The organism is Flavobacterium tibetense, assembly GCF_003293845.1.
In the GTDB taxonomy this organism is placed as follows: Bacteria; Bacteroidota; Bacteroidia; order Flavobacteriales; family Flavobacteriaceae; genus Flavobacterium; species Flavobacterium tibetense.
Genome location: NZ_QLST01000021.1, coordinates 1 through 13,600, shown reverse-complemented (window position 1 = coordinate 13,600; position 13,600 = coordinate 1). Strand labels below are relative to the sequence as shown.

Here is a 13,600-nt window from a genome sequence, read left to right as displayed (position 1 = left end):
TAATTATTTAAAATATATGTTCGACAATTTATCAAATACCATCAAATCAATTGCTGAAATTCCTGTTTCTGAGGAAAGAAAAGAAATTTTAAATACTTTGGTACAGTACATTCAAAACAAAGTAAATACAAACGAAGAAGTGCGCTTAAATTTCATTTGTACGCATAATTCAAGAAGAAGTCATTTGTCACAAATTTGGGCACAAACTATGGCATTTCATTTTGGAATTAAAAATGTATTTTGTTATTCTGGCGGAACGGAAGCAACAGCAATGTTTCCAAAAGTTGGAGAAACTTTGCAAAATCAAGGATTTCAAATTGAAAAGTTAAGCGAAGAAAAAAATCCGGTTTACGCGGTAAAATTTGATGAAAATGAGCATTCATTAATTTGTTTTTCGAAAGTTTTTGATGCCACGTTCAATCCACAATCTCATTTTGCTGCAATTATGACTTGTTCACAAGCGGACGAAGGTTGTCCTTTTATTGCAGGAGCAGAAAAGCGTTTACCAATTCGTTATGATGATCCAAAAGCTTTTGACGGAACCGAATTTATGAATGCCAAATATGCTGAACGAAGTTTAGAAATTGCTTCTGAAATGCATTATGTGTTTTCTCAAATAAAATAAAAAAAAACGCTCAATTTTATTGAGCGTTTCATTTTTTATGTACTTAAGTTATTCCTTAATAATTTTGATTGTATGCTGTTGGTTTTCACCTTCCAAGACAACTAAGTAAATGCCACTATTTAGCTGACTTAAGTCGATTGAATTAGTTGTTGAATCAAAGCTCTTTTCTGCTACTAATTGTCCTAAAACACTAAATACACTAACTTTTGAAAGTGAGATATTGTCTAAGTGTAAAACATCCTTAACTGGATTTGGATAATACATTAAATCAGCAAAAGCATTTGTTGGAGTTGCTAAAGTGGTATTAATGGTGAATCGGTAAGGTGTTTGGTAATTAGTGTTCGTTGGATTGGTGCTTACAATTCGTAAGAAATAATCACCAGCAGTTAAAACTCTAGTGAAACCAATTGTACTTCCAGAATTGCTTTGAGAAGCTCCAACTGGATTTCCAGCACTATCTAATATTGTAGCATTCATGGAACTTGTAACAATGCTGCTAACGTTTACAGTTGCATCATAAGTATTATCAACAGTAAATTTAAAAAAGTCATTATCTGCACCAACCGGACTTTGAACGGTTGTAAAACCAGTATATTCTTTATTTGTTTGAACTTGGTAAGCTAGTTGTCTAAAATTAGGTTCGTCTAAACCTTGCATCATTTGGTAGTAATATCCAGGTAATTCTGTATGATTCTCTATCAAATCATAACCTGAGTTAAAAAGAAAAACTTTGGTTGGATAAGTTAAACCAGTTAAATAAGTATCCATTCTTGATTGCGGTTCTTCAACAACTCCATCTGTAGTAATATTTGACCCAAATAAGTTTGTAATTCTGCCAATTACAGTGGAATAATCGATAAAATGATCAATAGGCTTAGCATTTAGACCAACAATATTTTCACCCAAAATACCATTACAGTTAACATCAATATTGTAAAAATCAGGATCGGCTAAATGTTCGTTCATATTGGATGAATTGTTGATTTCTTGTCCGCCAAAAAGGAACCTTCCTTGATCACCACTGTAATAATAAGAAATTTTTAAATCTCTAATAGCTTCACTTCTAGTGTCAATTCCTGCAAACCACCCCAATCCAGAATCACTTGCGTTACTTCCGCCGTGTGGTGTTCCGAGTGTTAGTAATTTAGCTACATGATGGTAATTGTCTGCTTGCCAATTTTCAGGGTTTTGAATGTATTGTCTAGAAGCCAAGCCGCCCATACTATGTCCAACTAAAATAACTTTATCTTTTCCAGTCAGCTGCATGACTCTTTCAACAGCTTTTTTTACAGCAACGCCTTGTTTGTAAATAGCAGATTGGTTGCTTAATGCAGCACTTCCAATTGATCCATCTGTATTTACATTGAAATTGACTGAGTAATAATCACCATTTTGAACCGTGGTTTCAAACGCTGCAATATCAGCACCTGGAGTTGGAAAAAAATTTAGATTGGTAGTTGCATTGTTTCCATCTGCATTCAAACAAAAATCAAATCTTCCTCCAAATTGCCATCCGTATTGACTGTTGTAATAGTTGAAGGAATCGTTCCAAGTTTCCGAACTAGAATTTAATCCATGTATAAAAATCATTGGATAAGGTAATTTACTTTCAAATGAATTTTCAACATTGGGAGTTCGTAAACTAACGATTAAGGTATCTCCAAAATTCTGATAAAATTCGTAAGCTGCCGGTCTAGGTTTGTATTGAAGTTCAGTAACCTGACCAAAAGCATTAAAAAATAAAAAAAATAAAAGTAAACTTACTAGGGGGGTAGTTTTATTCATAAACAAATTATTTACAATTAATTACGAATATATAAATAAATTGTTAAATTACTATGAATGCATATAAAATTTTATCAACCTAAGTTATTTGTATAAAAAAAGCTTTATGTGAAAAACATAAAGCTTTAAATTATATTATTGAAAAAATTATTTGTCTATGGAGCCTAAAACACGTTTCATAAAGTCGTTGAGTGCGGTTTTTTTATCGGCACCATTTTTCACCATTTTATGGACTTCCAATGCGCCATACATATTGGAAATTAGTTCACCAATTACATCCAGTTCTTCATCTTTTAACGAAGGAACTTCACAAAGATTCTCCAAAACTTCTATTGTTTCTACAATGTAGTCTTGGTCATTCTCTTCGATGAATTGGGTTAATTGTTTGATTACGGGTAATTTCATAATTAATTTTGTTTCAAGTTTAAGGTTTCAAGTTTTAAGTTAAACATTGAAATTAGATTACTTCTGTTACCAATTCCGCTAAAACTTCAGCTTTATTAGTTTGTGTTTGGTTGACCAAAACGCCATTTTTAAAAGTAGCAAATGTTGGTAAATTGTCCACTTTTGCTAATTTTCTAGATTCTGGAAATTGTTCTGCATCAACCATTAAAAAAGGAATAGCTTCGTTTTGCGATGCCATCATTTTGAATTTTGGTTTCATAATACGGCAATTGCCACACCATGAAGCTGAGTATTGTACCACAACCGTTTCATTGTTGGCAATAATTTCCGCTAAATTATCTTGTTCTATTTCTGTAAACATTTTTTTTAGTTTAAAGTTTAAAGTTTCAAGTTCCAAGTTGAATAACCTGAAACCTGAAACTTGAAACAAATATTAATTAGCCGCTAAATAAGCCGCAGTTGAATTTCTATCAGCATTCATTGCTTCTTTTCCTTCTTCCCAGTTAGCTGGACAAACTTCACCTTTAGTTTGAACGTGTGTATACGCATCGATTAATCTTAAGTACTCGTTTACGTTTCTTCCTAATGGCATATCGTTAACACTTTCGTGGAAAATCTTACCTGTTTCATCAATTAAGTAAGTCGCTCTAAAAGTTACGTTTGAACCTTCTAAGATTTCATCATTTACTTCTTGATTGTAAACCCATTCTGCATCTAAAATGTCTAAAGCAGCAGCTAAGTTTCTTGTAGTATCAGCTAAAAGTGGGTAAGTTACACCTTCAATTCCACCGTTGTTTTTTGCTGTATTTAACCATGCAAAATGTACTTCGTTAGTATCACAAGAAGCACCAATTACCATTGTATTTCTTTTTTCAAATTCTTGTAAAGCTGCTTGAAAAGCGTGTAATTCTGTTGGACAAACAAAAGTAAAGTCTTTTGGATACCAAAATAAAATTACTTTTTTGTTGTTGTTTACTGCTTCTTCTAAAACGTTAATTCTTAAGTTATCTCCCATAAAAGAGATTGCATCTACTGTAATGTTTGGGAATTTTTTTCCAACTAATGCCATGATTTTGTATTTAAATGTTACTATTGTTTTTCACGGTGCAAAATTACTGAAAATTCAGCCAATTCAATAGTAAGTTAATGCTAATTTCTTATTAAATTATAAGTAAAATTGATAGTGTTTTTTTAATCCATTTAATTGGTTTTTATTCATAAAAAAACCTCCAATAAAATTGAAGGTTCTTAGTGATATAATGTATTGGTTACAAATCAAAGCGATCCGCATTCATGACTTTTACCCAAGTATGGATGAAATCTTTCACAAATTTTTCTTTGTTATCGTCTTGCGCATAGACTTCTGCATAAGCACGTAAAACAGAATTCGAACCAAAGATTAAATCAACTCTTGTCGCAGTCCATTTGGTTACGCCTGTTTTTCTGTTTACGATGTTGTATAGATTGTCACCAACAGGTTTCCAAGAATAGTTCATGTCGGTTAAGTTTACGAAGAAATCATTGGTAAGTATACCTTCTTTATCCGTGAAAACACCATGTTTGGTTCCTCCAAAGTTGCTTCCTAAAACACGCATTCCTCCGATTAAAGCCGTCATTTCTGAAGCAGTTAATCCCAATAATTGTGCTTTATCCAACATTAATTCTTCAGGTTCTACAACATATTTTGCTTTCATGAAGTTTCTGAAGGCATCGTTTGTTGGTTCTAATACTTCAAATGATTCAGCATCTGTCATTTCTTGTGAAGCATCACCTCTTCCAGCGTTGAAAGGAACTTTAACGTTAAATCCGCCTTCTTTTGCGGCTTGTTCGATTGCAGCGCTTCCGCCTAAAACAATCAAATCTGCTAAACTTATTTTTTTCGATAAACCAGCTTGAATTTCGACTAATTTGTTTAATACTTTTTGTAATCTTTCTGGTTCATTGGCAACCCAATTTCTCTGTGGTTCTAATCGGATTCTTGCTCCATTAGCGCCTCCTCTCATGTCGGAACCTCTAAATGTTCTTGCGCTGTCCCAAGCGGTATTGATTAACTCCGTTCTAGTTAATCCTGAATTCAATAATTTTACTTTTAAATCTTCAATTTCAGCATCGGTTAAAGTATAATCTACTGTTGGGATTGGATCTTGCCAAATCAAATCTTCTTTTGGTGCATCAGCGCCTAAATAGCGGTTCTTTGGACCTAAATCTCTGTGCGTTAATTTGAACCAAGCTCTTGCAAATACTTCTGAGAAATAGGCTTGATCTTTATGAAAACGTTCCGAAATCTCTCTATAAGCCGGATCCATTTTCATCGCCATGTCGGCATCGGTCATAATCGGATTTCTTCTTACAGACGGATTGTGAGCATCGATTGGTTTGTCTTCTTCCTTGATGTTGATTGGTTCCCATTGCCAAGCGCCAGCCGGACTTTTCTTTAATTCCCAATCGTGGTTTAATAACAAATTGAAATATTCGTTATCCCAACGCGTTGGATGTGTTGTCCATGAACCTTCCAATCCACTGGTAACCGCATTTGCTCCGCCACCATTTGGATTTAACCAGCCAAAACCTTGGTTTTCTATAGCACCAGCCTCTGGTTCTGGACCTAAAGTAGAAGCATCACCATTTCCGTGTGCTTTTCCAACGGTGTGACCTCCAGCTGTTAAAGCTACGGTTTCCTCATCGTTCATAGCCATTCGTTTGAATGTGATACGGACATCATGAGCGGTTTTTAATGGATCAGGTTGGCCATCAACGCCCTCTGGGTTTACGTAAATTAACCCCATCATTACAGCTGCTAACGGATTTTCTAAATCTCTTTCGCCTGAATATCTTGTTCCTTCTCCTCCTGATGCGGCTAACCATTCTTTTTCGGCTCCCCAATAAATATCTTTTTCAGGATGCCAAATATCTTCACGACCTCCAGCAAATCCGAAAGTTTTTAAACCCATGGATTCGTAAGCCATATTTCCTGCCAAAATCATTAAATCAGCCCAAGAAATTTTATTTCCGTATTTCTTTTTAATTGGCCAAAGTAAGCGTCTTGCTTTATCTAAGTTTCCGTTATCTGGCCAACTGTTTAATGGAGCAAATCTTAAGTTTCCTGTTCCAGAACCACCACGACCATCCGAAATTCTGTAGGTTCCAGCAGAGTGCCATGCCATACGAATAAACAAACCACCATAATGACCCCAATCCGCTGGCCACCAGTCCTGGCTATCGGTCATTAAGTTTTTTAAATCATTTTTTAAGGCTTCTAAATCTAGTTTTTTAAATTCTTCAGCGTAATTGAAGTTTTCTCCCAATGGATTGGTTTTGGTGTCATGTTGGTGTAGAATATCTAAATTTAAAGATTTTGGCCACCAATCGTGATTTTTTACACCATCACTTAAGCTTTTTTGGTTTTGATGAAATGGGCATTTGCTGATGTCATTTGAATGTTCCATAGAATAGTAAATTTTTAAAGATTGTGTTATTTTATTGTAAAATGTTTATTTGAAAGGATTTTATTTTGCTAATTTACAAATAAAAAAACCATTACCTTGTTAAAGTAATGGTTAAATTTTATACAAAAATAGATTTTATCTATGTAAAATTATTTTTCGATACTTGAAGTTAATTGTTTTATTTTAATGTTAAATGCGGCAAAAATTAAAGTCATTATTGGACTAATAAGATTGAAAAAAGCGAAAGGTAACAATTCAAAAGTACTAACTCCTAATGTAGATGCATGATAGGCTCCACAAGTATTCCAAGGAATTAAAACGGAAGTTACCGTTCCAGAATCTTCGATTGTTCTACTTAAGTTTTCAGGTGCTAACCCTTTATCTTTATAGGCTTGAGCAAACATTTTACCTGGAACTACAATTGCTAAATATTGGTCGGAAGCCGTGATGTTCAATGCCAAACAACTTCCAACGGTTGAAGCAAATAAACCAAAAGTTGATTTAGCTAAGGATAATAATACTTGACTAATTTTAGAAAGTGCTCCAATTGCGTCCATTATTCCGCCAAAAACCATAGCGCAAATAATTAACCAAATTGTTCCCAACATTTTTTCCATTCCTCCAGATGTGAATAAGTCGGTTAAAGTTGCGTTGTCTGTTGGTATTACTGATTTTGTTGTGATTGCGTTCATTACACCTTTGTAAGCACTAATGAAATTTAATTTTGTTTCACCAGAAAGCAACAAAACAATATTTGGTTGAAATAATAATGCAAAAAGACCTCCCAATAAAGTTCCAATCAAAAGTGCAATTAACGGTTCTGTTTTCTTAATGATTAATCCAATAACTACAATTGGAACAATAAATAGCCAACCATTGATGTTGAAGGCAGTTTTAATATCGGTAAGTAGTGCGGTTGTTTCAACAACTCCATCTGAATCGAAAGCCAATCCTAAAATTACAAATAAAATAAAAGTAATAATATAAGTAGGAATTGTTGTTAATGTCATGTAACGAATATGTGTAAACAAATCCGTTCCAGCCATTGCAGGAGCCAAATTGGTAGTGTCAGACATTGGTGATAATTTATCGCCAAAATAGGCACCTGATATAACTGCTCCAGCAACCATCCCTAAATCAAATCCCAAAGCACCGCCAATTCCAATTAAAGCAATTCCTACTGTTGCTGAAGTAGTCCATGAACTACCTGTTGCAATTGAAATTACAGAACAAATAATTAATGTTGCAGGTAAAAATATAGTGGGACTCAATATTTGTAATCCATAGTATATCATTGCAGGAATAACGCCACTCACTAACCAAGTTCCAGCAAGAGCACCTACCATTAATAAAATCAATAAAGCTCCGGCAGTTGATTTAACGTTTTCGGCAACTTCATTAAGCATGGTTTTGTATGAAACTTTATTCATAAAGCCCATTATTGCAGCAACTGCTCCTCCTAATAGTAAAACAAATTGATTGCTTCCACCTAGTGCGCTATCGCCAAATACAAATACATTAAAAGCTAACATTCCAATTAAAGCAAATACAGGAATTAAAGCTTCCCAAATGCTGAGTTCTTTATTTGTGGTAATTTTTGTATCCATTTAAGTTTGTTTGAAGCCGCAATATAGAAAATGTGAAATGATTGTCAAAGTTTTATAAATAAATAAAAAATCCGATTCATTGCTAAATCGGATTTTTATGCTTTTAAAAGATAATGTATTATAAAATTTCCAATTCAATCATACATTGTTTCATCATTTGATACGTTCTTTCAATATCGTTATCTAAACCAATTGAAAAACGGATTAATCCATCAGTTAATCCCATTTCTGCTTGTTCTTCCAGTGGAATTTCAGAAGAAGTTGAAGTTCCTGGAGCACTGAATAATGTTTTATAGAATCCTAAACTTACGGCTAAATAACCTAAGTTTCTTTCTTGCATTAATTCCATTAACGCATTGGCTTTATCTAAACTTCCTACATCAATTGTCATCATACCTCCAAAACCATATTCTGGATTAATCATGCTTTTGTAAATCTCATGACTTGGGTGACTTGCTAAACCTGGGTAAACGGTTTTAATTCCAGCTGCTTCAAATTGGTTAGCCAAATACATTGCGTTATGGCTGTGTTGTTTCATTCTGATGTGCAATGTTCTTAAATTCTTCATTACAGAAGCCGAACGTAAACTATCCATTGTTGGACCTAAAAGCATACTTGCGCCATCGTTTACATTTTTTAAACTATTGATGAATTCTTGCGAAGCACAAGTTACGCCACCAACTGTATCGCTACTTCCGTTGATGTATTTGGTTAAGGAATGAATCACGATATCAGCACCCAATTTTGCAGGAGCAACTGATAAAGGTGAAAATGTATTATCGACTACTAATTTGATGTTGTGTTTTTTAGCAATTTTTGCCAATGAAGCAATATCAGCAACTTCCAATAATGGATTACTTACCGTTTCGCAGTATAAAACTTTGGTATTTGGAGTGATTGCAGCTTCTACGATGTCTAATTTAGTAATATCAACAAAGGTAGTTTTGATGCCCATTCTTGGAACAAAATTCTTTAAAAAGGCATACGTACCACCATAAATCGTTCTACTTGAAACAATATGATCGCCATTTCCACACAATTGCAATAAAGTAGGAGTAATAGCACCCATTCCAGAAGCCGCAACGTTTGCCGATTCTGTTCCTTCCATTGCTGCCAATGCTTTGTCTAAATATAAATTACTTGGCGACGAATGGCGTGAATATAAATAACAACCTTCAGCATTACCCTCGAAAGTATCGAACATGGTTTTTGCTGATAAGAAAGTATAGGTTGAAGAATCAGAAATAGATGGGTTTACACCACCAAATTCACCAAAATATTGTAAATCTTGAATATTGTCTGCAGGATTAAAATTTTTCATAACTTTGAGCTTTAGTTGTTTAATTGAAATCAAAATTCGGAAATACTAAATTAATTTTCAATAGATTGATTAAAAATTAGTTTTTTATTCATTAAATTTGCTTTATAGTAGATTTTTAAACTACAAATAATCAATTTATCAACAATAAACCACAAACAATAAACCACAAACTAAAAAAACATGGACGCAATAGATAAAAAGTTGTTAGGTTTACTACAAGACGATACCAAAAAAACTACCAAAGAACTTTCAATGGTTTTAAATCTTTCGGTTACTGCTGTTTATGAAAGAATTAAAAAACTAGAACGTGAAGGCGTAATTAGAAAATACGTAGCACTTTTGGATGCTAAAAAAGTTGAAAAAGCGTTTGTGGTGTTTTGTCATGTAAAATTAGTGCAACATACCAAAGATTTTATAACCACTTTTGAAAATGAAGTAATGCAACTAGATGAGGTTTTAGAGTGTTTTCACGTAAGTGGCGATTACGATTATATTCTAAAAGTTGCGGTTCAAGACATGGAAACTTTTCGAGAGTTTATGATAACTAAATTAACCGGTTTGCATCACATTGGAAGCACACACAGTTCTTTTGTTATTGGACAAGTTAAAAATACAACGGCTTTTAAATTGTAATAAAAAAAGTTGAATGGTTTTAGTTTAGAAGTTTACTGATTTTATTCAATAAATTAAATAAAACACAGATAAATTGACTATTTTTTTGTATATTGTAGAATGTTGTTTCATATAAAAGAAACTTATAAACATTTAGCAACTTTAAAATACAATATTATGAAAAAGATAGGGATTTGGATTGACAAAAGAGAAGCTAAAATTATTTCCATTGAATCAGGAAATGAACGAATTGACACAATTGAGTCTGAAGTAGAAGAGTTTCGTCCACTTGGAGGAAGTGGAACTAGAGTAAAAGGCGGTCCACAAGACGTGATTCAGGACAGTAAGTTTTTAGAACGAGAAACACGTCAGTTTGCAGATTATTTTAAGAAAATCACTTTTTTTATAAAAGATGCAGACGCTGTTGTAATATTCGGACCAGCTCAAACGGGTGATAAATTATACAAAGAATTAGTAGCACAAAAACTATATACGTTTGAAAGTTTAGCTGTTGAAAAAGCAGATAGTTTAACAGAGAATCAAGTAATAGCATGGGTTAGAGATTATTATGCTTCTAGATAATGTTAATATAACTTTTTAAACCTTTTAGTAGTAATTCCAAAAAAAACAAATTTGACTTTGTTTTTTTGGAATTCCACCTATAATAATTTACCAAAAAAGTAACAAATAATTAATTCAAAAAGCCTTACTTTTGTATCCGAATTTAAGTCAAACAACAAACTTTATATAAAATCATGAGTCAATTTGATGTAACCATTATAGGTTCTGGACCTGGAGGATATGTTTCGGCTATCCGTTGCGCGCAATTAGGTTTTAAAACTGCAATTATTGAAAAATATTCCACTCTTGGAGGAACATGTTTAAATGTAGGATGTATTCCATCGAAAGCATTATTAGCTTCTTCGCATTATTATGAAGAGTTACAACATTTTGCAGACCACGGAATTGAAGTTTCAGGTGAAGTAAAAGTGAATTTAGAAAAAATGATTGCTCGTAAACAAGCAGTTGTGGATCAAACTTCAGGTGGTGTAAAATTCTTAATGGATAAAAACAACATCACGGTTTTTAATGGAGTAGGTTCGTTTGAAAGCGCTACTTCTGTAAAAGTGACTAAAGCAGATGGTTCTTCGGAAATCATCGAATCAAAAAATATTATTATTGCTACAGGTTCTAAACCTTCCAACTTACCTTTTATCCAATTAGATAAAGACAGAATCATCACTTCAACTGAAGCGTTAAAGCTAAAAGAAGTTCCAAAACATTTGGTAATCATTGGTGGTGGTGTTATTGGAATCGAATTAGGTCAAGTATATTTACGTTTAGGAGCGCAAGTTTCTGTAGTAGAATTTATGGACAGAATTATCCCAGGAATGGACGCTTCTTTATCAAAAGAATTGACTAAAGTGTTGAAAAAACAAGGAATGAAATTCTACACGTCTCACAAAGTACAATCGGTTGAAAGAGCTGGAGATGTAGTAACGGTAAAAGCAGAAAACGCTAAAGGAGAAATCATCACGTTAGAAGGTGATTATTCATTAGTTTCTGTGGGTCGTCGTCCTTATACAGATGGTTTAAATGCTGAAAAAGCTGGTGTAAAAGTTACTGATAGAGGTCAAATCGAAGTAAACGATCATTTACAAACTTCGGCTTCAAATGTTTATGCGATTGGTGATGTAGTTCGTGGAGCAATGTTAGCACACAAAGCGGAAGAAGAAGGAGTAATGGTTGCCGAAATTTTAGCTGGACAAAAACCACATATCGATTATAATTTAATTCCCGGTGTAGTGTACACTTGGCCAGAAGTTGCCGCTGTTGGAAAAACAGAAGAGCAATTAAAAGCAGATGGTGTGGCCTACAAAGCAGGAAGTTTCCCTTTCAAAGCATTAGGAAGAGCTAGAGCAGGTGGCGACACTGACGGATTTGTAAAAATCTTAGCCGATGCCAAAACTGATGAAGTTTTAGGTGTTCACATGATTGGAGCAAGATGTGCCGATTTAATCGCAGAAGCAGTTACAGCTATGGAATTCAGAGCAAGTGCAGAAGATATTTCAAGAATGAGTCACGCACACCCAACGTTTGCAGAAGCTATCAAAGAAGCAGCTTTAGCAGCTACAGATAACAGAGCATTACACGTTTAGTAAATAAATATTAAAATTTTAAATCCCAAATTCCAAATTCCAATGGAGTTTGGGATTTTTGTTTTATTTTAAAGATGGGGAGGAGTTAAAAATAGCTTTTTTAGGTTGGTTTTTAACGGTTCTTGGCTATGAGCAGTTGGGGATTTTTTGCCCAAACTTTTCGGTTTAGCACAGACGTTTAATTTATTCACTTACTTTTCATTTAATCACTTAAAAACCAATTGCTTATAGCCGATGTGTGTGCCCTGCATATGCAGGACACACCCCGAAAGCTTTTCAAATAGTTCAAAAATACAAATTTTGACTACAAAAACTAATTTTCGGGGTGTTATTTTTCCAGAGGGTGTGAGTCCCTTAACCGCGAGAGTAACGTCTCGAAGGTTTAGTACGTGACAAGGTGGTTTACCGCGAGGTATGCACTGAAGGAAGTCAAACGGCAAAAGTCTGTACTGACGAACAGAAAGTACATAAGAGGCATAGCAGTAAGGATGAGTATCCACAGCAATACGAAGTCCAAAACAGTGTTCTGAACATGCTACTAAATCAGATTACTGTCATGTAGATGTACCAGGAATAGACGGAAGGAAAAAGCGGTTACTAGGGGAGGTCTCTTAGATTACGAGTTAATCACAAAGAGAAGTCAGCAGAGGTCATAGTACTTGAAAGCAACGAGGTGTGAATAGATACCGCACAGGTCTCACAAACAAGGAAGGACTGAACGCAAAGAGGTTTTCAATAAGTAATGGAATCTTGCCTAGGTAGATAGCCCTACTTAACGAAAACAGGTTAAAACAAAACTAAGATGATTGAAAAAGTAGTACATCCATACAACTTTCAAAAAGCATTGGAACACGTCATTGCCAATAAAGGTAGTGCAGGTGTTGATGGCGTTTCTATCAAAGAACTCCGCAAGGTATTCCCAGAAAAGAAAGACCAGTTAATTATGGAAATAAAACAAGGAAATTATCAAATTCAACCCATTTTAGGAATAGAAATTCCCAAAGGCAACGGAAAAACCCGATTATTGGGAGTTCCCACAACAAGCGAACGAGTGTTGCAACAAGCGGTTTCACAAAGCATCGCACCTTTATTTGAACCCGAATTCAAACCCAGCAGTTTTGGATTTAGACCTAACAAAAATGCCCGACAAGCCGTTGGACAAGCACGGGACTACATCCATTCAGGACTGAACCACATTGTGGATATTGACTTGAAAAATTTCTTTGATGAAGTTGACCATTGTTTACTTCTGAATTTGTTGTTTCAAAAAGTGAAATGCAAAACCACAATGCAACTCATTCGCAAATGGCTTCGAGCACCGATTAAAATCAACGGAAAGCTACGAAAACGAAGAAAAGGCGTTCCGCAAGGTTCTCCTTTAAGCCCACTATTGTCTAACATCTTACTCCATCAATTGGATAAAGAAATGACCCGAAGAGGACATAAATTCGTTCGTTACGCTGATGATTTTAGTATCTACTGCAAGAGCCATAATCAAGCGAAAGCTACGAGCGTAGTGATTGAAAAGTTCCTTAAGAACAAGCTCAAACTAACCATCAACGAGGAAAAGAGTGGGATTAGAAAACCCTCTAACTTTACGTTACTTGGCTTTGGATTTGTGCCCGTTTACAATAAAGGAA

At 34.4% G+C, this 13,600-nt stretch carries 12 protein-coding genes; 5 read left to right on the top strand and 7 right to left on the bottom strand.

Translation table 11 applies throughout. The annotated features are described in order from the left end of the window. Positions 1-16 precede the first annotated feature (16 nt). Complete coding sequence (locus DPN68_RS12430; protein ID WP_113989966.1) at positions 17-625, top strand: arsenate-mycothiol transferase ArsC; 609 nt, start codon at positions 17-19, stop codon at positions 623-625. 48 nt (positions 626-673) lie between these two features. On the opposite strand, the gene DPN68_RS12425 is transcribed toward DPN68_RS12430, so the two are convergent. The 7 genes from DPN68_RS12425 to DPN68_RS12395 form a co-directional block, all read right to left on the bottom strand. Next, positions 674-2,410, bottom strand: a complete 1,737-nt coding sequence (locus DPN68_RS12425; RefSeq protein ID WP_113989965.1) for an alpha/beta fold hydrolase — start codon at positions 2,408-2,410, stop codon at positions 674-676. 147 nt (positions 2,411-2,557) lie between these two features. Beyond that, complete coding sequence (locus DPN68_RS12420) at positions 2,558-2,815, bottom strand: DUF6952 family protein (protein WP_113989964.1); 258 nt, start codon at positions 2,813-2,815, stop codon at positions 2,558-2,560. 52 nt (positions 2,816-2,867) lie between these two features. Beyond that, positions 2,868-3,176 carry a thioredoxin family protein gene (locus DPN68_RS12415; RefSeq protein ID WP_113989981.1) on the bottom strand — a complete coding sequence of 103 codons (309 nt, stop codon included), beginning with the start codon at positions 3,174-3,176 and terminating at the stop codon, positions 2,868-2,870. Between the two features lie 72 nt (positions 3,177-3,248). Next, a complete protein-coding gene (locus tag DPN68_RS12410; protein ID WP_113989963.1) occupies positions 3,249-3,884 on the bottom strand; it encodes a peroxiredoxin in 636 nt (211 codons plus the stop codon). Between the two features lie 199 nt (positions 3,885-4,083). Next, on the bottom strand, positions 4,084-6,261 hold the full coding sequence (katG, locus tag DPN68_RS12405) for a catalase/peroxidase HPI (protein WP_113989962.1): 2,178 nt from the start codon (positions 6,259-6,261) through the stop codon (positions 4,084-4,086). A gap of 149 nt (positions 6,262-6,410) precedes the next feature. After that, positions 6,411-7,868, bottom strand: a complete 1,458-nt coding sequence (gene nhaC, locus DPN68_RS12400; RefSeq protein ID WP_113989961.1) for a Na+/H+ antiporter NhaC — start codon at positions 7,866-7,868, stop codon at positions 6,411-6,413. Positions 7,869-7,986: 118 nt separating this feature from the next. After that, complete coding sequence (locus tag DPN68_RS12395) at positions 7,987-9,189, bottom strand: aminotransferase class I/II-fold pyridoxal phosphate-dependent enzyme (RefSeq protein WP_113989960.1); 1,203 nt, start codon at positions 9,187-9,189, stop codon at positions 7,987-7,989. 180 nt (positions 9,190-9,369) lie between these two features. Here DPN68_RS12395 and DPN68_RS12390 point away from each other — a divergent pair, with 180 nt between their 5' ends. The 4 genes from DPN68_RS12390 to ltrA all read left to right on the top strand — a co-directional run. Beyond that, a complete protein-coding gene (locus DPN68_RS12390) occupies positions 9,370-9,822 on the top strand; it encodes an Lrp/AsnC family transcriptional regulator (RefSeq protein WP_113989959.1) in 453 nt (150 codons plus the stop codon). Positions 9,823-9,978: 156 nt separating this feature from the next. Continuing rightward, on the top strand, positions 9,979-10,383 hold the full coding sequence (locus tag DPN68_RS12385; protein WP_113989980.1) for a hypothetical protein: 405 nt from the start codon (positions 9,979-9,981) through the stop codon (positions 10,381-10,383). A 173-nt stretch (positions 10,384-10,556) separates the two neighbouring features. Continuing rightward, the gene (gene lpdA / locus DPN68_RS12380; RefSeq protein WP_113989958.1) at positions 10,557-11,960 is read left to right on the top strand and encodes a dihydrolipoyl dehydrogenase; all 1,404 of its coding nucleotides are present in this window, start codon (positions 10,557-10,559) and stop codon (positions 11,958-11,960) included. 802 nt (positions 11,961-12,762) lie between these two features. Next, the coding region (ltrA, locus tag DPN68_RS12370) for a group II intron reverse transcriptase/maturase (RefSeq protein ID WP_113988696.1) at positions 12,763-13,600 on the top strand (838 nt) is incomplete at its 3' end.